At 71.5% G+C, this 16,688-nt stretch carries 25 protein-coding genes and 1 pseudogene; 6 read left to right on the forward strand and 20 right to left on the reverse strand.

From position 1 onward, the window contains the following. Positions 1–67: 67 nt before the first annotated feature. On the forward strand, positions 68–742 hold the full coding sequence (locus ACI7BZ_RS20030; protein WP_414118890.1) for a hypothetical protein: 675 nt from the start codon (positions 68–70) through the stop codon (positions 740–742). A 483-nt stretch (positions 743–1,225) separates the two neighbouring features. Next, the gene (locus ACI7BZ_RS20035; RefSeq protein WP_414118891.1) at positions 1,226–1,600 is read left to right on the forward strand and encodes a hypothetical protein; all 375 of its coding nucleotides are present in this window, start codon (positions 1,226–1,228) and stop codon (positions 1,598–1,600) included. A 112-nt stretch (positions 1,601–1,712) separates the two neighbouring features. On the opposite strand, the gene ACI7BZ_RS20040 is transcribed toward ACI7BZ_RS20035, so the two are convergent. From ACI7BZ_RS20040 to ACI7BZ_RS20075, 8 genes are read right to left on the reverse strand one after another with little or no spacing between them, the layout of a single operon-like run. Then, on the reverse strand, positions 1,713–2,285 hold the full coding sequence (locus tag ACI7BZ_RS20040) for a phage tail tape measure protein (protein WP_414118892.1): 573 nt from the start codon (positions 2,283–2,285) through the stop codon (positions 1,713–1,715). Between the two features lie 10 nt (positions 2,286–2,295). Further along, positions 2,296–2,463 (reverse strand): rcc01693 family protein, encoded by a 168-nt coding sequence (locus tag ACI7BZ_RS20045; protein ID WP_414119222.1) that lies wholly within the window; start codon positions 2,461–2,463, stop codon positions 2,296–2,298. A gap of 38 nt (positions 2,464–2,501) precedes the next feature. After that, positions 2,502–2,879 (reverse strand): gene transfer agent family protein, encoded by a 378-nt coding sequence (locus ACI7BZ_RS20050; RefSeq protein WP_414118893.1) that lies wholly within the window; start codon positions 2,877–2,879, stop codon positions 2,502–2,504. A 32-nt stretch (positions 2,880–2,911) separates the two neighbouring features. Continuing rightward, positions 2,912–3,319 (reverse strand): phage major tail protein, TP901-1 family, encoded by a 408-nt coding sequence (locus tag ACI7BZ_RS20055; RefSeq protein WP_414118894.1) that lies wholly within the window; start codon positions 3,317–3,319, stop codon positions 2,912–2,914. 16 nt (positions 3,320–3,335) lie between these two features. Next, positions 3,336–3,755: a DUF3168 domain-containing protein gene (locus ACI7BZ_RS20060; RefSeq protein WP_414118895.1), complete on the reverse strand. Its 420-nt coding sequence runs from the start codon at positions 3,753–3,755 to the stop codon at positions 3,336–3,338. Further along, positions 3,752–4,057 carry a hypothetical protein gene (locus ACI7BZ_RS20065; protein WP_414118896.1) on the reverse strand — a complete coding sequence of 102 codons (306 nt, stop codon included), beginning with the start codon at positions 4,055–4,057 and terminating at the stop codon, positions 3,752–3,754. Before ACI7BZ_RS20065 ends, ACI7BZ_RS20060 begins: the two co-directional genes overlap by 4 nt. Then, complete coding sequence (locus ACI7BZ_RS20070; RefSeq protein WP_414118897.1) at positions 4,054–4,377, reverse strand: head-tail adaptor protein; 324 nt, start codon at positions 4,375–4,377, stop codon at positions 4,054–4,056. The genes ACI7BZ_RS20065 and ACI7BZ_RS20070 overlap by 4 nt, the downstream gene beginning before the upstream one ends. After that, the gene (locus ACI7BZ_RS20075; RefSeq protein WP_414118898.1) at positions 4,374–4,937 is read right to left on the reverse strand and encodes a head-tail connector protein; all 564 of its coding nucleotides are present in this window, start codon (positions 4,935–4,937) and stop codon (positions 4,374–4,376) included. The genes ACI7BZ_RS20070 and ACI7BZ_RS20075 overlap by 4 nt, the downstream gene beginning before the upstream one ends. Before the next feature lie 120 nt (positions 4,938–5,057). Here ACI7BZ_RS20075 and ACI7BZ_RS20080 point away from each other — a divergent pair, with 120 nt between their 5' ends. Continuing rightward, entirely contained in the window at positions 5,058–5,825 is a 768-nt protein-coding gene (locus ACI7BZ_RS20080; RefSeq protein WP_414118899.1) for a S1 family peptidase, read from the forward strand. A 2-nt stretch (positions 5,826–5,827) separates the two neighbouring features. Beyond that, positions 5,828–6,787, forward strand: coding sequence for a transglycosylase SLT domain-containing protein (locus ACI7BZ_RS20085; protein ID WP_414118900.1), 960 nt, complete (start codon positions 5,828–5,830; stop codon positions 6,785–6,787). Between the two features lie 100 nt (positions 6,788–6,887). Here ACI7BZ_RS20085 and ACI7BZ_RS20090 read toward each other — a convergent pair whose 3' ends face one another. From ACI7BZ_RS20090 to ACI7BZ_RS20105, 4 genes are read right to left on the reverse strand one after another with little or no spacing between them, the layout of a single operon-like run. Continuing rightward, entirely contained in the window at positions 6,888–8,153 is a 1,266-nt protein-coding gene (locus tag ACI7BZ_RS20090) for a phage major capsid protein (protein ID WP_414118901.1), read from the reverse strand. A gap of 29 nt (positions 8,154–8,182) precedes the next feature. Further along, positions 8,183–8,674, reverse strand: a complete 492-nt coding sequence (locus ACI7BZ_RS20095) for an HK97 family phage prohead protease (RefSeq protein ID WP_414118902.1) — start codon at positions 8,672–8,674, stop codon at positions 8,183–8,185. A gap of 4 nt (positions 8,675–8,678) precedes the next feature. Then, complete coding sequence (locus ACI7BZ_RS20100; RefSeq protein ID WP_414118903.1) at positions 8,679–8,858, reverse strand: hypothetical protein; 180 nt, start codon at positions 8,856–8,858, stop codon at positions 8,679–8,681. Positions 8,859–8,884: 26 nt separating this feature from the next. Beyond that, positions 8,885–9,073, reverse strand: a complete 189-nt coding sequence (locus tag ACI7BZ_RS20105; protein ID WP_414118904.1) for a hypothetical protein — start codon at positions 9,071–9,073, stop codon at positions 8,885–8,887. Between the two features lie 177 nt (positions 9,074–9,250). Here ACI7BZ_RS20105 and ACI7BZ_RS20110 point away from each other — a divergent pair, with 177 nt between their 5' ends. Next, on the forward strand, positions 9,251–9,781 hold the full coding sequence (locus ACI7BZ_RS20110; RefSeq protein ID WP_414118905.1) for a hypothetical protein: 531 nt from the start codon (positions 9,251–9,253) through the stop codon (positions 9,779–9,781). A 16-nt stretch (positions 9,782–9,797) separates the two neighbouring features. On the opposite strand, the gene ACI7BZ_RS20115 is transcribed toward ACI7BZ_RS20110, so the two are convergent. From ACI7BZ_RS20115 to ACI7BZ_RS20130, 4 genes are all read right to left on the reverse strand, one after another. Beyond that, positions 9,798–10,961 carry a phage portal protein gene (locus ACI7BZ_RS20115; RefSeq protein ID WP_414118906.1) on the reverse strand — a complete coding sequence of 388 codons (1,164 nt, stop codon included), beginning with the start codon at positions 10,959–10,961 and terminating at the stop codon, positions 9,798–9,800. Positions 10,962–11,061: 100 nt separating this feature from the next. Continuing rightward, positions 11,062–11,229, reverse strand: a complete 168-nt coding sequence (locus ACI7BZ_RS20120; protein WP_414118907.1) for a hypothetical protein — start codon at positions 11,227–11,229, stop codon at positions 11,062–11,064. 165 nt (positions 11,230–11,394) lie between these two features. Continuing rightward, complete coding sequence (locus ACI7BZ_RS20125; protein WP_414118908.1) at positions 11,395–11,880, reverse strand: hypothetical protein; 486 nt, start codon at positions 11,878–11,880, stop codon at positions 11,395–11,397. Then, complete coding sequence (locus ACI7BZ_RS20130) at positions 11,877–12,137, reverse strand: hypothetical protein (RefSeq protein ID WP_414118909.1); 261 nt, start codon at positions 12,135–12,137, stop codon at positions 11,877–11,879. Before ACI7BZ_RS20130 ends, ACI7BZ_RS20125 begins: the two co-directional genes overlap by 4 nt. Positions 12,138–12,372: 235 nt before the next feature. On the opposite strand from ACI7BZ_RS20130, the gene ACI7BZ_RS20135 reads away from it, so the two are divergent. Then, positions 12,373–12,657, forward strand: coding sequence for a hypothetical protein (locus ACI7BZ_RS20135; RefSeq protein ID WP_414118910.1), 285 nt, complete (start codon positions 12,373–12,375; stop codon positions 12,655–12,657). A gap of 95 nt (positions 12,658–12,752) precedes the next feature. On the opposite strand, the gene ACI7BZ_RS20140 is transcribed toward ACI7BZ_RS20135, so the two are convergent. The 4 genes and pseudogenes from ACI7BZ_RS20140 to ACI7BZ_RS20155 form a co-directional block, all read right to left on the reverse strand. Beyond that, positions 12,753–14,123, reverse strand: a complete 1,371-nt coding sequence (locus ACI7BZ_RS20140) for a DNA-packaging protein (RefSeq protein ID WP_414118911.1) — start codon at positions 14,121–14,123, stop codon at positions 12,753–12,755. After that, positions 14,026–14,583, reverse strand: a complete 558-nt coding sequence (locus tag ACI7BZ_RS20145) for a terminase gpP N-terminus-related DNA-binding protein (protein WP_414118912.1) — start codon at positions 14,581–14,583, stop codon at positions 14,026–14,028. The genes ACI7BZ_RS20140 and ACI7BZ_RS20145 overlap by 98 nt, the downstream gene beginning before the upstream one ends. A 145-nt stretch (positions 14,584–14,728) precedes the next feature. Next, positions 14,729–15,648 (reverse strand): annotated as a pseudogene (locus ACI7BZ_RS20150) (GGDEF domain-containing protein). A 52-nt stretch (positions 15,649–15,700) separates the two neighbouring features. After that, positions 15,701–16,621 carry a GGDEF domain-containing protein gene (locus tag ACI7BZ_RS20155; protein ID WP_414118913.1) on the reverse strand — a complete coding sequence of 307 codons (921 nt, stop codon included), beginning with the start codon at positions 16,619–16,621 and terminating at the stop codon, positions 15,701–15,703. Positions 16,622–16,688 lie beyond the last annotated feature (67 nt).

A 16,688-nucleotide genomic window follows, 5' to 3' on the forward strand; every position in this document is an offset into this window, starting at 1 on the left:
TCGGCCTTGACATAGTTGAACGTGGCGCCTTGACTTTTGTCCGCCCCGTTAAGCATGGAGCGAAAGCATGGCCCCCAAGCCCGCGAAGAAGCCGGCCGCCGCCGCCGAGACGCCTGTCGAAAAGAAGGCCCCTGCCCCCAAGGCTGCGGCCAAGGCCGCTCCGGCGAAGGCTGCGGCTGCGAAGACCTCTGCCCCCAAAACTGCTGCCCCGAAGACTGCCGCTCCCAAGGCTGCTGCCCCGAAGGCTGCTGCCCCGAAGGCTGCAGCTCCGAAGGCGGCTGCACCCAAGGCCGAGGCCGCCAAGACCGCCGCTCCCAAGGCTGCCGCCGCCAAGGCCGCTGCGCCCAAGGCTGCCGCACCGAAGGCTGCCGCTCCCAAGGCCGCTGCACCGAAGGCTGCGGCTCCGAAGGCTGCTGCCGAGACGCCGGCCGTGAAGGCTCCGGCCAAGGCCGCGGCCAAGCCCGCCGCGAAAACCGCTGCGAAGGCCGAGGCCAAGCCGGCCGAAGTGAAGCCCGCGGAAGCCAAGCCCGCCGCCAAGAAGGTGGCTGCGAAGGCGCCCGCCGCCAAGGCTGCGGCTCCCAAGGCTGAAGCCAAGCCCGCCGAAGCCAAGCCCGCGGCAAAGCCCGCCGCCGCCAAGCCTGCCGCCGCCAAGCCGGCTGCGCCGAAGGCCGCTGCCAAGCCTGCCGCCAAGAAGGCGCCGGCTCCCAAGGCTCCGGCTCCCAAGGCTGCCGCGAAGAAGTGATCTTCGCTCCCCGATGGCGGAGCGCGGGGCTTGGCCCCGGAGCATCGCCATCGGAGCGCATTCAGCTCGCCCATGGGCGGGCGTGACAACGGCACCGCGACGCATCCCCGCGCCCGGCCGCTCCTTCACAAGGCGCCCGCGCCGTCTGCGCCCGGGCGGATTGCGCTCTGTTTCCCGCCCGCGTCACACACGCGGCGGGAAGGGTGCCTGGCCCCGCTGATCTGCACCGGGTGAACTGCGCGCCGGAGATATGCGCCCGCGAGACCTGTGTCCCGGAGACCTGTGTCCCGGAGACCCGCGCCTGCGGCCGGCCCATCCGCGGCATGCGCTTGCGCGGCGTTCCTGCCCCAGCGTCCGGCACCGTCCCTGACGGCAATGGTGCGGCGGGGATTTCTCTCGGCCACCCCGGCAGGCTATGGTCCGCGCCGGGCGGAACGGCGCACGCACGGCCGGCCGCCCGCACTGCCTCCCGGAACCTGCGCCATGACCGAAGCCAGCCCCTCCACCGCCCCCCTGCTGCACACCCGGAAAGCGGCACGCCGCCTTTGCCCTGCCCGCCCGCGCCCGGCCGGATGCCTCGCGGCCGGGCTTCTGGCCGCCTGCCTGCTGGCGGCGCCGGCCGCGGCGCAATCCGCCGCTGCCGGGGCGAAGGGCGATACCTCGTGCGCCCAATATGGCCCCGGCTTCCAGAAGGCGCCGGGGTCGGATTCCTGCGTGCGCATGCGCTCCGGCGTGCGGGTGGACGGCTTTGCTGGCGGCGCTCTCACCAGTGCGCCGGGCCAGGGCAATTCCGGCGCCACCAGCCTCGGCAGCACGGCGGAGCCGCAGCCCGTCGATCCGTGGAAGACCCCGCGCTGAAGCGCGAGCCGCTCGAACGCAGCGGCGCTGCGGCTCCAAAGGAGCGGTGAATCGTCCACCACCTTACGGATCAGAAGCCGGTTCTCCTGCCCTCTTCCGCCGGCGCGCGGCCTCAGCTGCTGCGCTGTCCGCGCGCCACCGCCCGCGCCACCAGGCCGGAGACATAGGCATCGGAGCGGCGGAAGCCGGAGAGGTCGGGCGTCGCGATGTTCACCGTCACCCCCGCCCGCCCGCCGCCATCGGCGCTGCGCACGCCGAGCCGGCCATCGGCCCCGCGCGCCAGCGGCAGGATGGCCTCGGCCCCCTTCTCGCCCATGAGGCCGAGGCTGGCGCCGCCCAGCGGGAAATAGGTGGGCGCGGCCACCACGCCGCCGCGGGCGAACGGCATCACCCGCCCCTGCCCCACCACCCCGCCATCGGCGAAGCCCAGCGCGCCGGCGCCGCCGGAGAGGAGCGAGGTGAGGCCGCTCTCCAGCGGCTTCAGGGCGGCGGTGAGGGCGAGGTTGGCGAGGCGCGCGGCCAGTTGCTCCAGCACACTGCCCAGGTCCTTGCCCTGCACCGCCAGCCCGGTGAAGGCGGAGGCCAAGGCTGAGGCGAAGCCGCGGGCGGAAACCTCCACCTCCCCCAGCGCCGCCTTGGCGCTGCGCGTGTCCACCTCGATGGCGATATCCACGGTCTCGGTCACGGGCCTGTCCTCAGCGGGAGGGATCGGGAAAGCGCCGCATGAGCGCATCGAGATCGGTGCGGGAGAGGGCGTCTCGCGGCACCGGCAGCAGGGCGCGGACGGCGGCGGCAAGCTCGCGCGGCGTCATGCGCCAGAAGGCATCGGGGGCAAGCCGCAGCAGGCCGAAGCCGGCGCCCATGGCCTCGTCCCAGGGGAAGGGGCGCGGCGCCGGGGGCCTCACGCCCGCTGCGGCACGGTGGGGGACGCGGGCGGCGCCTCCGGCCCCGGTGTTCCGGTCGGCGAGGCCTCGGCACCGAAAGTGGCGGACAGCAGGTTCGCCACCATGTGTGCGAAGCCGGCCGCCCCGCCCTCGGCGCGCATGCGCTCCACCTCGTCCAGGGTCACGCTCTCGCCGGCGCCGTTGAGGCCGGCGGCGATGATGCGCGCCGCATCCCGGGCCGAAAGGCGGCCGCGGGCGAAGCGCTCGGCCAGCGCCATCAGGTCGTCGGCGCCGAAGGCCGCCTCCAGCTCGGCGAGGGCGCCGAGGGTGAGCACGAGGGTGCGCGGCCGGCCGTCCAGGACGGCCTCGACCTCGCCGCGGCGGGGATTGGGCATCAGCAGTCTCCGTTCAGGGGGGCGGCGCGCCCTCACAGGGCGTCGAAGGTGAGCTCCCCGGCGCTCTCCAGGGTCAGGTCGAAGGTCACTTCCCGGTCGTGCTCGGCGCCGATCTCCAGGGCGGTCACCTGGAACGGGCCGCTCACGGTGCCGAAATCCGGGATCACCACCTGGCACGGGCTGAGCGCGCCGGAAAAGAAGGCCTGGCGCACCAGGGCGTCGGAGGCGGCATCCTTGAACACGCCGGAGCCGGAAACCGAGGCGCGCTTCACCCCCGCCCCGTCCAGCAGTTCGCGCCAGCGGCCGGCGCTGTCGGCGTGGGTCACGTCCACGCTCTGGGCGTTGAAGGCGAGGGTGCGCGATCGCAGCCCCGCCACCGTCACCAGAGCGGTGCCGTCGTGCATCTTCAGAAGCAGGTCCTTGCCCTTCTGCGCGGCCATGGGGATCTCCGAAACATCAGCTGGGCTCGGTGACGGCGCGGAACCGCACCAGAGCGTGGAAGGTGCGCCCGTCCGCCTCGCGGCGGACCTCGGCGGTGGTGGCCCGCAGATTGGCGAGCCGGTGCCCGGCCAAGGCGAGCGGGGCATCGTGCAGCGCCTCCTGCACGGCGGCGGCGAGGGCGAAGGCCTCCGCCCGTCCGCCGGAGCGGGAGAAGGCATGCAGCGTCAGCGCGTGCTCGGTGCCGGCCTCGGTGGCGGTGGACCAGTCGGCCACCACCGCCTCGCCCAGGGCGACGAAGGGAAAGGCCGCATCGGCCGGCGGCACGTCGAAGATGCGCGCACCACCCAGCAGCGCGCCCAGAGGCGCATCCGCCGCAAGGGCGGCGTGGATGGCGGCGCGCAGGGCCAGCGCGGGGCTGTCGAGGGGGGCGCTCACCGGCGCCTCCGCCGGCCAGCCAACAGGCGCGAGACGGTGAGGCGGATGCGGTCCAGAACCGGCTCGCCGGGCCGCTCGAAGCTGCCGCGCAAGCGATCGAGCAGGCCCGCATCGGCCACCCGCACCACCGGGCGCGCGGCATCGCCGGTGATGACGGCGGGCGCGCCGGTCTCGGCGGTGATTTCCCCGGCCAGAGTGTCGGCCGCGCGCGCCGCCGCCGCCGCCGCGACCGGCGGAAGGTGGCGGGCGGAGAGGCGGGCGGAGAGGCCGGAAAGGCCGCGGATGGCGAGGCGTGTCCTCATGGCTGTTCCTCCCGGCAGCGGATGCGCGACAGGCGGCCCCGCCCGTCGGCATCGCTCACCGCCTCCACGTGGAAGACCCGCGCGCCCAGCAGCAGCCGGTCGCCCGGCGCCACGGTGTGGGGCGCGCGCACGGTGATGCGCAGGAGATGGCTCGCCTGCGCCCGCTCCCCGGCGATGCCGAAATCGGCGGACAGGGGCTCGACGGCGCCCCACAGCACGTCCACCGCCAGGAAGGTGCGCGCCACGCCGCCGGCGCCGTCGGGCAGGTCCACGAAGGTCTGGTGGGTCAGGCGGTGGCGCAGGGCGCCGATGCCGCTCACAGCCGCACCACGCGGTAGGGGGCCATGAGCGCGATGGCGGCGGCAGGCAGGCGCGTGGCCTCCCCCGGCCCGTCGCGATGCTCGTGGAAATGGGCGAGGAGCAGCCGCACCGCCTGCACCAGATCGGCCGGCACGTCGGCGGCGAGGGGGCCGTAGCCGGCGGCGATGGAAATGACGATGCCGCCATGGGGGCAGGCCGGCGCGGGCGCCAGCGCCCGGTCCACGCGGATCAGGGCGGGGGCGCGGTCGGCCAGCAGCACCAGCGCGCCGGCAGGCAGCGCCACCGCGCTGCCGTCGGCCGCCGCCACGGTGGCGCCGAGAATCTCGCGCACCGGCGACAGCGGGGTGGGAACGAGGCCGCGCAGGGGCCATGCATCCAGGCGGAAGCGCCAGCTCTGGGTCATCAGGGCGCGGCCGGTCTCCACCTCCACCCGGCGGCGGGCGGCCATGACGAGAGCGTCGATGAGGGCGTCGTCCGCCGCGTGGTCGATGCGAAGGAAGGCCTTCGCCTCGGCGCGCGTGAGCGGCTCGGCGGCGGGACCGGCGAGGAGTTCGGCCATGGGGGGACTCCGGTGGATGGTGGCGGGGTGACGGCGGAACGGAACGGGTGCGGCGGCGGGTGCGGAGCGCTGCGGGCGGACGCCATTGACGCCCCCCGCGGCCGGCTGCAGAAACGGCGGATGATGAAGCCACGCCCCCGCATCGCCGCCCTCGCGGGCTCCGCCGTCCTCGCCCTCGCCGCCGCCCTGGCCGGGCCGGGCCCGGCGCGGGCCATCGTGGGCGGCGCGCCGGCGGCGGCGGAGGTGGCGGCGCAGACGGTGCTGCTGGTGTCCACCCGCGGCGCCTCCTGCACCGGCACCGTGCTGGCGCCGGACCTGGTGCTCACCGCCGCCCATTGCGTGGCGCCCCGGGCGGACTATGCGGTGGCGGTGGTGGGCGAGGGCCCGCCCAGGCTCATCCGGGCGGCGCACATCGCCCTGCATCCGCGCTTCGATGCCGACCAGTTCCAGACCCGCCGGCCGACGCCGGACCTGGCCCTGGTGAAGCTGGCCGAGCCCCTGCCCGCGCGCTTCCACACGGCGCGCCTCGCCCCCGCCGGCGGGCTGCCGGAGAAGGGCACGCAATTCCTGCTGGCCGGCTACGGCATGGTGGCCGACGGCGCGGCGCAGAGCGCGGGCACGCTGCGTTCGGTGGCTTTGCCGTCCATCGGCACCACCGGCGGCATCATGGTGCGCCTCTCGGCGCCGCAGGGGGCGGCGGGCGCCTGCACCGGGGATTCCGGCGGGCCGGCCTTCCACGACGGCAGCGTGGCCGGCGTGGTGGGCTGGGCCACCGGGCCGGGCGGCAGCCGCGGCTGCGGCGGGGTCACCGGCGTCACCCTGGTGTCGCTCCACCGCGACTGGATCGAGGCCACCGCCCGGTCCCTCGGCAGCCCGCTGGGGAGGTAGGCATGGCGCCCGTCCCGCTTTGCTCCAGGCGCGGCGGCGGGCCCATGGCGGCGGTGCTCGCCGCCCTCGCCTGCGCGGTGCCGGCGGCGGGACAGGCGCTGAAGCCGGAAGCCCGGCCGGAGACGAAGCCGGAGAGGACGCCGGAGACGGCGCCGCCGGAAAACCCGCCCGCCGGCCCGGCGCGGGGCGAGAGCGTGGACCATGCCATCTGCCGCCTCATCGACCAGGCGGCGCAGCGCGAGGGGCTGCCGGCCTCTTTCCTCACCCGCCTGATCTGGCGGGAAAGCTCGTTTCGCTCCCATGTGGTGAGCCATGCGGGGGCGCAGGGCATCGCCCAGTTCATGCCCGGCACGGCGAAGATGCGGGGCCTCGTCAATCCGTTCGACCCGGAAGCGGCCATTCCCGCCTCCGCGGCGCTGCTGCGGGACCTTGAACGCCAGTTCGGCAATCTGGGCCTCGCGGCGGCGGCCTACAATGCGGGGCCGGGCCGGGTGAACGGCTTTCTCGCCGGCGGCGGCCTGCCCAACGAGACCCGCGCCTATGTGCGCATCATCACCGGGCGCCCGGCGGAGGACTGGGCGGCGCTGAAGCGCCAGGGCATGCCCGCCCCGGCTTTCCCGCCGGAGCCCTGCCTCGTCACCGTCGCCGCCCTGCGCCAGGGCGCACCGGCCCCGCCGGCGGGGGAGGCGGCGGTGGCGAACCCCTTGTTCGCGCCCTGGGGCGTGCAGATTTCCGGCAATTATTCCAAGGACATCGCGCTCGCCTCCTTCCGCCGGGAGGCGATGCGCCATGAGGCGGTGTTCGCCGCGCTCACCCCGGTGATCGTGGCCACGCGGGTGGGCGGGCGCGGCCCGCGCACCTTCTATCGCGTGCGGCTTCCGGCGAAGACCAAGGCCGAGGCCATGAAGATGTGCGACCGCCTGCGCAAGGCCGGCGGCGCCTGCCTGGTGCTGCCGAACTAGAGCCTGATCCGATCAGCTTGCACCGCAAGCTGATCGGACAACGCGTTCTCTATCCATAAGTGAGAGCACGATCCGCCCACATGGGGGCGGACGCGCGCCCTCAGTTCGCGGCGAACTTCATCAGCTTGGCGGCGTCGAAGTCCTGCACCCCGCCGCCCACCCGCTTGGTGGTGTAGAACAGCACATAGGGCTTGGCCGAATAGGGATCGCGCAGCACCCGCACCCCGGCCCGGTCCACCACCAGATAGAAGCGGCGGAAGTCGCCGAAGGCCAAAGCGTAGGCGTCGGCCGCCATGTCCGGCATGGCCTCGCTTTCCACCACGGCGAAGCCCATCAGGCTGGCCGCCTGCCCCACGGCGGCGGGCGGGGCCCACAGATAGGTTCCGTTCTCGTCCTTCAGCTTGCGCACCGCGCTCTGGGTCCGGCGGTTCATGACGAAGCTGGCGTTCTGGCGGTAGCCGGCCTTCAGCGCATAGACGAGATCCATAAGCGGGTCGGCCGGCGCGGCGGCGGGGAAGGCGCCGGCGGCGCCGGAGGCCACATAGCCCACCTTCTCCCACGTCCAGGCGCTTTCCGCCGCCTTGGCATAGCTGAGGAAACCCTTGGGCCGGGCGATGCCGTCGCCGGAGACGAAGGCCACCCCTTCCTGCTCGGCGAAGGCGGTGTCCACCTCGGCGGCGAGCCATTCCTCCACATTCACCTGGGCGTCGTCCAGCAGCGCCTGGGTGGCGGCCGGCATGGCGTAGAGCTCCATGGCGGGGAAGGCCAGCTCGGCCAGCACCGGGCTGTCGGTCTGCGGGCGGGCGGCGGTTTCGGCGGCCCAGCCGGAAACCGGGCCTGAGGTCATGAAGGGCTTGCGGTAGGTGCCGGCGCCGATCACCCGCACGGTGGAGATGGCACGGATGGGCGAGAGGGCGGCGAGGCGCCGGCCGATCTCGCTTTCGGCCTCATAGGGCACCAGATAGCCGCCGTCGGCCCCGCTGCCGGCGGACAGGGCCTTGGCCTCCAGCGCCTTGAGGCCGCCGGCCTCGCCGTGGCGCACATAGGTTTCGAAGGCGCCCGAATGGGTCATGGCGGGCGCATCGGCGCGGGCGGGGGCGGCGCCCAGATGGGGCCGGCGGGCCTTGGTGGCCATGTCGTCGAGCCGGGCCTGATGGGCATCGAGGGCGGCATCGATGCGGGCGAGCTGCTCGGCGGTCAGCACGTCCTCGCTGCGGCGCTCCACCTCGGCGAGGCGGGCGTCGTTCACCGCCTTGTAGCTTTCGAAGGCGCTGAGAAAATCGGCCACGGCGAGGCGGGCGTCGGCGCCGGCCACCTTGGTCTCGGGCGCGCCGGGCAGGGTGCGGGCGCTCTCGGGTCGGGACATGGGTTCTACCTCGGTTACAGGGGAGGGAATCAGGCGTCCAGCGCCGCGCGCAGGCGCGCCGCGGCGGCGGCCATGAGGGCGGCGGGGGAGGCGGGCGCGCGGGCGATGCGCGCCCCCGGCTGCATGGGGAAGGTGACCACCGACACTTCCCACAGGTCGATGCGGGAGAGCCGGCGCACCCGGGTGCGCGGATCGGTGCGCGCCTCCAGCGCCTTGAAGCCGATGGAAAGGCCGTCCAGCGCCCCCTCGCGGATCAGCGCGGCGCATTCGCGGGCGCGGGCCACCTGGGGCGAGAGGCGGCCGCGCACATAAAGGCCGCGGCCATCCTCGAAGGCCTCGCTCCACACGCCGATGGGCTCGGCGGGATCGTGCTGGTAGAGCAGCCGGAGGCCGGCCGGCCCCTGGCGGGCGAGGCTGGCGGCGAAGGCGCCGGGCAGCACCAGGTCGCGGCCGAGATCGGCGAGGCCGAACAGGCAGGCATAGCCCTCGATGGGGAAGCCCTCGGGCAGGGCGTCCGCCATGGCCTCAGCTCCCCTTGTCCGGGGTGGGCTTCCTGCGGCGGCGGCCCTTCTCCAGCCGCTCCAGGGTGGCGACGAACTCGCGGAACACGGCGCCCGGCGCGGGGGCCGGCGCCTTGGCGCGGGAGGGAGCACCGGTGAGCGCGCGGATGCGCGGCCCCGACGCCTTGTGGAACGGCGAGCGCATGGGAAATCTCCGGGAGGGATGACGGATCAGGAGGGGTCTTCGAAGCGGGCGTTGAAGCGGGCCAGCTCGCGCACGAAATCATCCATGCGGGCATTGGCGCGGGTCATCTCGCCCAGCGCCCGCCACAGGCCGGCGGAGGCGGCGAGCGCCCACAGCAGCAGCGCCAGATGCGCCAGGTCCCCCCGCTCGGCGAAGGTGCGGATGAGGGTGTCCATGGGAGGCTCGCGATCTGAGAAAGCACGGTGGCTTTGATTGAGCGCCGGAGGCCACGAAGCTATGAATGGCTGAGCGGCTATTGACGCGCCCTGAGCGCGCGAAGGTATGCTCTTCTTTTGTCCAGTTTGGCTCAGGGTCAGCTTGGCAGATCGGGGCTAGGGCTTTGGGGGCAAGGCATGACATCGAGCCAGATTGGTACGTTTCAATTTTGGAATACGGTTATTGGCTTTATTGCGAGCATAATCAGCATATTTGGGTTTGTAACAGGATTATTTAATATTGAAGCTCTGCCTGTACCAATCCAAAATCCTGTTATATTTTCATCTATTTCATTTGTATTAATTTATTATTTCTGCTTTTCAGTATCATACATTATATGTTCACGACATAAATCGCATTGGAAATACAATAAATCTGGCAAGTTTATCAAAGATCAACCAATTTTTTACTTTTCAATCATCACGTTAACTATCTTTCTGCCGCCTTGCATTTTGTGGGCGACTATGGCCTACGATTTGAACCACCCATTGGGTAGCGCGTCACAAAAAGAAGATGAGACTTCATTTATGATGCTAACTTTTTTAGCATCATTTTTAATGGTAACAAGCATAGTTGTTATTGATGAAACGCATCGATCTGAGAATCGAGACCGAACGAAAGAGTCTAAAGTTGGACCTGCTAATCGAGTCAAAACCGATGTAAACTAGGTTTATACTACACCCCTCAGTCCCCATACCCCGTCGCCGCCCGCTTCTCCGCATCGGTGAGGAAGTCGGCGGCGCCGATGCGGGCCCAGAGCTCGGTGCGCTCGGCCGAAAGCGCCTCCACCTGGTCGAGGTCGGGCACCAGCGCCAGCCCGCCGCCATAGGCGGGGCCGAGCCAGGAGGAGAGGGCATCGGCCACCCGGCGCACCAGCGGCACCACGCTCTGGCGCCACAATACGCGGTTGGCCTCGGCATAATTGGCATAGGTGTTGTCGCCGGGAATGCCCAGCAGCAAGGGCGGAACCCCCACCGCCAGGGCGATCTCACGGGCGGCGGAATTGCGCGCCGCCTCGAAGTCCATGTCCTTGGGGGTGAGGGAGAGCGGGCGCCAGTCCAGCCCGCCTTCCAGCAGCAGCGGGCGGCCGGCGTTCACCGCGCCCTGGAACGAGGCTTCCAGCTCGCCCTTCAGCCGCTCGAACTGCTCGTCGGTGAGCGCCCCGCTGCCGCCATAGACCAAGGCGCCGGAAGGGCGGGCGGCGTTGTCGATGAGGGCCTTGTTCCAGGCGCTGGCCGCATTGTGCAGGTCCAGGGCCTGGGCGGCGGCCTCCAGCGGGGCGAAGCCGTAATGGTCGTCCACCGGGTTGAAGGCGGTGAGGTGGAGGATGGGCGGCACCTCGGCGCCCGCCACCAGGCTGTCCTGCGGGATGCGCACGGTGTCCGCGCCGAGGGTGTAGTCGAACGCCTCCGGCCAGCCGTCCGGCCCCGGCACCACCCGCACCCGGTCCGGGCGCAGAATGTGCAGCTCGCGCAGGCGGCCATCCACCGCCACCGCCTCCACATAGGCATTGCCGGCCACCAGCAGATGGCTGCACACAGCTTCCATGAAGGAGGAGCCGGCGAGGCGCGGATTGGGCCGGCGGATGAGATCGAGCAGCGGGTGGGTCTCCATCTCCTGCCGCCCGGCCATGAGCAGCAGCGGCACCGCCGACGCCGCCTCGCCGATGAGCCGCACCGCGCGATAGGCGATGGCGTTCCTGGCGTAGCCCTCGCGGGCGAGGGAGGCGTAGTCGCGCGGGGTCCAGCGCGGCCGGCCGGCGGACAGGAGCGCGACGAGCGCCCCGGTGCGGCTGGCCTTCGCCGCGGGCGGGCGGCGGCGGAAGGAGGCGAGAAGGGAAGCGAGCATAAGGGCTCCGAAACGAAACAGGCCGCCCGGGAGGGGGCGGCCTTGGGGCATCTGCGGATGGCTGCGCCCCCTCTGGCCTTGGGGGCGGCCGCGGGCGGCTTCAGCCGGGGCGGCGGGGATCATCGTGGCGGGGCGGCCGGCGATGGCAGAGGCTCGCCAGCGCCACCAGGGCCGCGCTTGCGGCAAAGACCACGCCGGCCAGCTGGAACGGATCGGCCGCGCTCACCATTATCAGCACCGGCACCGCGCCGGCCGGCGGATGGGACATCGCCAGCCCGGGCCGGTGGACAGAAGCGCACCCCGGTTCGGGGGCGGTCGCCTCGGGCGGGCGGCGGCGAAAGGCGGCGCGGCGGGCTGCGAACGTGAGAGTTCCAAAACGAAAAAGGCCACCCGGGAGGGGGCGGCCTTTGTGTTCATTAGGTTCGGTGAGCGATCAGGCAGCGTCGGCGCAGAGCCTCGCAGAAAGGCTTTCCGCCAGCTCCTCTGCTCTCGGTTCATCCGTACGATGGCCTACGAAAATGAAGTGACGAATGACCCAACCCGCAATGCCAGAACGATAGCTCAACGCCAGCATTGCATTAAGCGCCGCCTGTCCCAACAGACGAGCGAGTTCTGGATGACGCCGAAGGAAATCGTCACTGTTCCGACGGGCAATGGCAGGATTAGAGTCGCGAGTTGCGAGACACCAAACCATGGCCCACGCAAATCTCTGGCTTGTGAGCCGACCATTAAGGAAGCCAAGAATCCTTACCACCCACTCCGGAACATCGTTCGACCGCAGCAATTTCCTTGCCGCCAAATTGAACTTGTCCGCATGGCTCTCAAACTGCATCAGGCGACGGGTCTTCCTTTGGGTCCACCACGCAGCCCCAATGAGCAGGATAGCGACAAGAAGTCCGATAAACGCTGTCTGGTTCATGGCACCCGCCCCTTTGCGACAGGCCCCTTCGCTTTTTGGGCCTCTATTTTCTCCAACTTCGATCTCAGATCAATATTCAACTTTTTTCGGTCGTTTTCAATTTTTGCTGAAATTCGTCGGCTTTCCCTCGCGTGGGTCAGAAAGATTCCCAAAATCTTGTCCGCCCGGTATGTGAGGACGACGGCAATCAGGATAAGCAAAATCCATTCCGGACCGAACGATTTGAGTTCATGGACCAAAGCGGCAAGCGACGTCATGGTTCCGGATTCGCCCCCCCGTGTCCGGCCGGTTCAGCTGAAAATGCGAATGGCCACACTTATTAGTCGAGTTCAAGCTTTTTGAAGTGCCCCTCCCCTGCCCTCCGCCGTATCGCCGCGGGCGGCAAAGGCGTATCATCCGCGGCGCCGGGGGGTCCGGCTTTGCCTGCGTCGTCGCGCAATGTGGCGCCGCAGGGGGCCGGATACGGTCTGGGGGACAGCTCGGGAGGGCGTCATGCTCTATGCCCTGGTCCTCATCGTCACCACCACCACGGTCCAGCCCGTGGGCGCCTTCAGCGGCGCCATGGGCTATGCGCCGGGCGGGCCGGCCGGCGCCGCCTTCGTCACCACCCAGACCTCGCAGCAGGTGATCGGCTATTACCGCACCGAGCGCGGCTGCCTCGGCGCCAGCCTGAAGCGCAACCAGAACTGGCCCGATTTCGCCCCGGGACAGAGCGTCACCGGCCTGTGCGTGCAGGTGGAAATTCCCGTGGGCGCGGAGTTTTCGGGGGGCAGCTGAAGCCCCAAGGACGGATCAGCCCATACTGAATCGCCGAGGCGATTCACCGCTTGCGCGGGCCCGCGGAGCGCCGGTCGAAGGCCCGGCCGGTGGCTTCAAAGCCCCCGCACCCGCGGCGCGCCGGGCTTGGGGCCCAGGGCCAGAGCGGTGATGGCCCACACCAGGGCATCCAGCCGGTCCGGCGAGCGGCCGCAGGAGAGGCCGTCGGTGCCGAAGTCGCACATCTCGTCCTCCAGCAGCGGGAAGGCGCCGGCATGGCGCACCCGCCCCTGCTCGTAGAGGGCGGCCACCGGCTCGGCCCGCAGATATTTGCCGCGGGTGGCGCGCACCTCACCCACCGGCACGGCGGGGTCCACCTCGGCGATCACCGCGCGCACCATCTCGCCGCCCTGGTTCACCTCGGCGACGATGAGGTCGGCCTCGAAGCGGCGGAACAGCGCCACCGCCCTGGCCGCCCATTGCGCCGGGCGCAGGCCGGCGGCGCTCTCGTCCGCCAGCACATGCACCACGCCGGCGGCGTCGAGGCCGGCCACCACCAGCCCGCAGGCATCGGCCCCGGCGCGGGAGGAGGCCGGCGGGTCCACCGCCACGCAGATGCGGACCAGCGGCGGCGCCGCCGCCTCCCGCAGCGCCTCGATGGCGGGGCGGGAGAACAGCGCGTCGGGCCGGTCCTCGATGATCTCGCCATCCAGTTCCTGCCGGCCGAGGCGGGTGCCGCCATAGCGCGCCAGCACCTGGCCGAGGAAGCCGGGGGCGAGGTGAAAGGCGTTCTGCGCCGTCTTCGCCCGCGTCACCGCCGTGTGCGGATCGGCCAGCAGCCGGCGCAGCAGGGCGCTGGGGCGCGGCGTGGTGGTGACCATCTGGCGCGGCCGCTCGCCCAGCCTCAGGCCGAACTGCAGCATGTCGAAGGTGGCTTCGGCGCGCTTCCACTTGGCCAGTTCGTCCAGCCATGCGGCGGCGAACTGCGGGCCGCGCAGGCTCTCCGGGTCCTCGGCGGAAAAGCCCTGGGCCACCGCGCCGTTGGGCCATTCCAGCCGGCGCCGGGTGGGCTCCCAGCGCGGGCGCTCGCCGGCGGGATGGATGGCGAGGAGGCCGGAGACGCCTTCCACCATCACCTCGCGCACATCGGCCATGGTCTCGGCCACCAGCGCGATGCGGCCCACCGGGCGATCGGCGAAGGGCGGGCGGCCCAGCGCCAGGCCGCGCACCCATTCGGCGCCGGCCCGGGTCTTGCCGGCGCCGCGCCCGCCCAGCACCAGCCAGGTGGACCAGGGGGCGCCGCCCGCGGCGGCCGGCGGCGGCAGCTGGTCGGGGCGGGCCCACAGCTCCCAGTCGGCGAGGAGAAGGGCGGCCTCTTCCTCCGGCAGGTCACTGAGCAGGCTCGGCGCCAGCCCCGTCCGCGCGCAGGCGGTCAAGGCGGCGCGCAAGCTCGCGGCGGAAGGCGTCGAGGTCTCGCACGGTGTCATGTTCGGCCTCGGCCTTGCGGGTCTTGCGCGCCTCCGCCTCCAGCGCGGAAAGCTCGCGCAGGGTGCGCGCCAGCACCGCGAGGGCGCGGGCATCCTTTTCCGCATCGCCGGCGGCACGGGGCGCTGCGGCCTCAGTCTCCCCGGCGGCGGGCATGGCGCGGGCGAGCCGCTCCTCGATCTCGTCGAGCTGGCGCTCCGCCGCCCGCCACAGCCGCGCCAGAAGGTGGCCGCGGGCCGGCGCGGCGGCCCGCGCGCCGGGCGCCAGGGTGAGCCGCCGGCACACGGGGGCGAGGGTGACGGTGCCGTCGGCGGCCACCTCGCGGTCGATCCAGTAATAGACGCTGCCGGGGGAAAGCCCGGTGCGCGCGGCGATCTGCGCGAGGGGCAGCCCCTCCAGATAGAGCTGGCGCGCAAGACGCGCCTGCGCAGGCGCGCGGCGGGGCGGCGACGGTTTGCGCATGGGGTGATCCTGTGGGCGGGGCGCAGGCCGGGCAGAGGCGCGGCCAAGCAAGGTGAGAGGGCCGTCAGGCACACCTCTCGAACATGAAGGAAAGCTACCGGAGCAGCGTTACGTTGTCAAGGATAAAAATCCTACCCCGCCCCTCCTACCCCGCCCCCTCCTGTCCCGCCTCCTGCGGCTCCTCCGCGCGGTGGATGCGGTTGCGGCCGGCGAGCTTGGCGGCGTAGAGGGCCCGGTCGGCGCGGCCGTAGATGTCGGGAAAGGCTTCGCCCGGGCGGCCCGCGGCGATGCCGGCCGAGAAGGTGTAGGAGAAATCCGGCGCCTGCGGCAGCGGCCGCGCGCGGCGCACCGTCTCCAGCAGGCCGCCGACGATGCGGGCCGCATCCTCCACGCCGGTGCCCGGCAGCACCAGAATGAATTCCTCCCCGCCCACGCGCCCGAAGCAATCGGACCGGCGCAGGCCGGCGGCGATGCCGGTGCAGAAGGCCTGCAGGAGGAAGTCGCCCACCTGGTGGCCGTACTGGTCGTTCACATATTTGAAATTGTCCAGGTCCATCAGGCACAGGCTGCCGCCCGGCCCGCCCGGCGCCAGCATGTCCCCGGCCCGCGCGGTGACGAAGCGGCGGTTGGAGACGCCGGTCAGCTCGTCGGTGAAGGAGGCGGAGATGGCGCGGTCGCGCGCCTGCCGCGCCCGTCGATGCGGAAGCCGGTGACCTCCACGGCGATGGTGAGCATCCAGCCCTCGGCATCCACCGTCTCGGTCACCAGCATCCAGCGCCCATCGTAGAAATCGCTCTCGAAGGTGCGGAAGGCGAGCTTGCCGCGCCGCGAGCGGGCGGAGGTGAGCCAGGCCTCGAAATCGGCGGCGGCGATGACCACGCCGCGCCGGGCCGCATGGTTGCGGCGAACCATCTCTTCCCAGGTGGGCGTCTCGCCCTCGGCGATGAACTGCGCCGCGCGGCACGCGGCATTGGCGTAGCGCATGCGGTCCGCCGGATCATAAAGCGCGACGAGCAGCGGCGTCGTCTCGTAAAGCGCGCGGATGTGTTCGACGATCTCGGTCATGGTCCGGTCGAGCATAGCGCAACGGCCCGGCGGGTGCAGGCCGGCGCGGGCCTCATCCCACCGCAGCGGCGGGGGGTGGCGGTGGTTCCAGGTGGATGCGGTTGCGCCCGGCCATCTTGGCGGCATAGAGGGCGCGGTCGGCGCGGGCGAACAGCTCGGTGAAGGTGTCCCCCGGCCGGGCCGTGGAAATGCCGGCGGAGAAGGCATACGTGAAGTCCGGCCGCTGCGGCAGCGGCCGGGCGAGGTGCACCAGCGCCAGCATGCGCTCCACGATCAGCCCGGCTTCCGCCATGGTGGTGGCGGGCAGCACCAGGACGAATTCCTCGCCCCCCACCCGGCCGAAGCAATCGGAGCGGCGCACCTGGCCCAGGATGCGGGTGGCGAAATCCCGCAGGATGAGGTCGCCCGCCTGGTGGCCGTGGCAGTCGTTGATATATTTGAAATTATCCAGGTCCAGCACGCACAGGCAGCCGCCCGGTCCGGCGGGGGCCAGCATGTCGTCCACCCGCGCGGTGACGAAGCGGCGGTTGGACACGCCGGTGAGGTCGTCGGTGTGGGCGGCGCGGATGGCGAGGTCGCGGGCCTGCCGTACGGTGCGCTCGTCCGGCCGGAAGGCGGTGATGTCGCTGGCGATGCACAGCATCCAGCCGTTCGGGGAAACGCTCTCGGTCATCATCAGCCAGCGGCCGTCGTGCAGGTCGGTCTCGAAGGCGCGGTAGGGCACCTTGCCCCGGCGCGCGGCGGTGGAGACCAGCCAGGTTTCGAAGTCGGCGGCGGCGATCACCGTTCCGCGCCGCGCCGCGTGGTTGCGCCTCATGATCTCGGCCCAGGTGGGGGCTTCCCCGGGTTCGAGGAAGAAGGCGGCGCGGAAGGCGGCATTGGCGTAGCGCAGCCGGTCGAACCCGTCATAGGCTGCCACGAGCACCGGCGTGGTCTCGTAAAGGGTGCTGAGATGGTCGTTTGAGGGTTTCATTCAGGTTGCCACCATAGCCCACCTCTCGCGCAAGCGCAGCGCGGCAATGGGGGGCGCGACGGTTTTT

This window comes from Xanthobacter sp. AM11, assembly GCF_047444035.1.
Lineage (GTDB): Bacteria > Pseudomonadota > Alphaproteobacteria > Rhizobiales > Xanthobacteraceae > Xanthobacter.

Coding starts and splice junctions, on each gene's coding strand:
- ACI7BZ_RS20030 (WP_414118890.1), top strand. CDS start 68: ATGGCCCCCAAGCCCGCGAAGAAGCCGGCCGCCGCCGCCGAGACGCCT.
- ACI7BZ_RS20035 (WP_414118891.1), top strand. CDS start 1,226: ATGACCGAAGCCAGCCCCTCCACCGCCCCCCTGCTGCACACCCGGAAA.
- ACI7BZ_RS20045 (WP_414119222.1), bottom strand. CDS start 2,463: ATGGGCGCCGGCTTCGGCCTGCTGCGGCTTGCCCCCGATGCCTTCTGG.
- ACI7BZ_RS20050 (WP_414118893.1), bottom strand. CDS start 2,879: ATGCCCAATCCCCGCCGCGGCGAGGTCGAGGCCGTCCTGGACGGCCGG.
- ACI7BZ_RS20055 (WP_414118894.1), bottom strand. CDS start 3,319: ATGGCCGCGCAGAAGGGCAAGGACCTGCTTCTGAAGATGCACGACGGC.
- ACI7BZ_RS20065 (WP_414118896.1), bottom strand. CDS start 4,057: ATGAGGACACGCCTCGCCATCCGCGGCCTTTCCGGCCTCTCCGCCCGC.
- ACI7BZ_RS20075 (WP_414118898.1), bottom strand. CDS start 4,937: ATGGCCGAACTCCTCGCCGGTCCCGCCGCCGAGCCGCTCACGCGCGCC.
- ACI7BZ_RS20080 (WP_414118899.1), top strand. CDS start 5,058: ATGATGAAGCCACGCCCCCGCATCGCCGCCCTCGCGGGCTCCGCCGTC.
- ACI7BZ_RS20085 (WP_414118900.1), top strand. CDS start 5,828: ATGGCGCCCGTCCCGCTTTGCTCCAGGCGCGGCGGCGGGCCCATGGCG.
- ACI7BZ_RS20090 (WP_414118901.1), bottom strand. CDS start 8,153: ATGTCCCGACCCGAGAGCGCCCGCACCCTGCCCGGCGCGCCCGAGACC.
- ACI7BZ_RS20095 (WP_414118902.1), bottom strand. CDS start 8,674: ATGGCGGACGCCCTGCCCGAGGGCTTCCCCATCGAGGGCTATGCCTGC.
- ACI7BZ_RS20100 (WP_414118903.1), bottom strand. CDS start 8,858: ATGCGCTCGCCGTTCCACAAGGCGTCGGGGCCGCGCATCCGCGCGCTC.
- ACI7BZ_RS20105 (WP_414118904.1), bottom strand. CDS start 9,073: ATGGACACCCTCATCCGCACCTTCGCCGAGCGGGGGGACCTGGCGCAT.
- ACI7BZ_RS20110 (WP_414118905.1), top strand. CDS start 9,251: ATGACATCGAGCCAGATTGGTACGTTTCAATTTTGGAATACGGTTATT.
- ACI7BZ_RS20115 (WP_414118906.1), bottom strand. CDS start 10,961: ATGCTCGCTTCCCTTCTCGCCTCCTTCCGCCGCCGCCCGCCCGCGGCG.
- ACI7BZ_RS20120 (WP_414118907.1), bottom strand. CDS start 11,229: ATGTCCCATCCGCCGGCCGGCGCGGTGCCGGTGCTGATAATGGTGAGC.
- ACI7BZ_RS20125 (WP_414118908.1), bottom strand. CDS start 11,880: ATGAACCAGACAGCGTTTATCGGACTTCTTGTCGCTATCCTGCTCATT.
- ACI7BZ_RS20130 (WP_414118909.1), bottom strand. CDS start 12,137: ATGACGTCGCTTGCCGCTTTGGTCCATGAACTCAAATCGTTCGGTCCG.
- ACI7BZ_RS20135 (WP_414118910.1), top strand. CDS start 12,373: ATGCTCTATGCCCTGGTCCTCATCGTCACCACCACCACGGTCCAGCCC.
- ACI7BZ_RS20140 (WP_414118911.1), bottom strand. CDS start 14,123: ATGACACCGTGCGAGACCTCGACGCCTTCCGCCGCGAGCTTGCGCGCC.
- ACI7BZ_RS20145 (WP_414118912.1), bottom strand. CDS start 14,583: ATGCGCAAACCGTCGCCGCCCCGCCGCGCGCCTGCGCAGGCGCGTCTT.
- ACI7BZ_RS20155 (WP_414118913.1), bottom strand. CDS start 16,621: ATGAAACCCTCAAACGACCATCTCAGCACCCTTTACGAGACCACGCCG.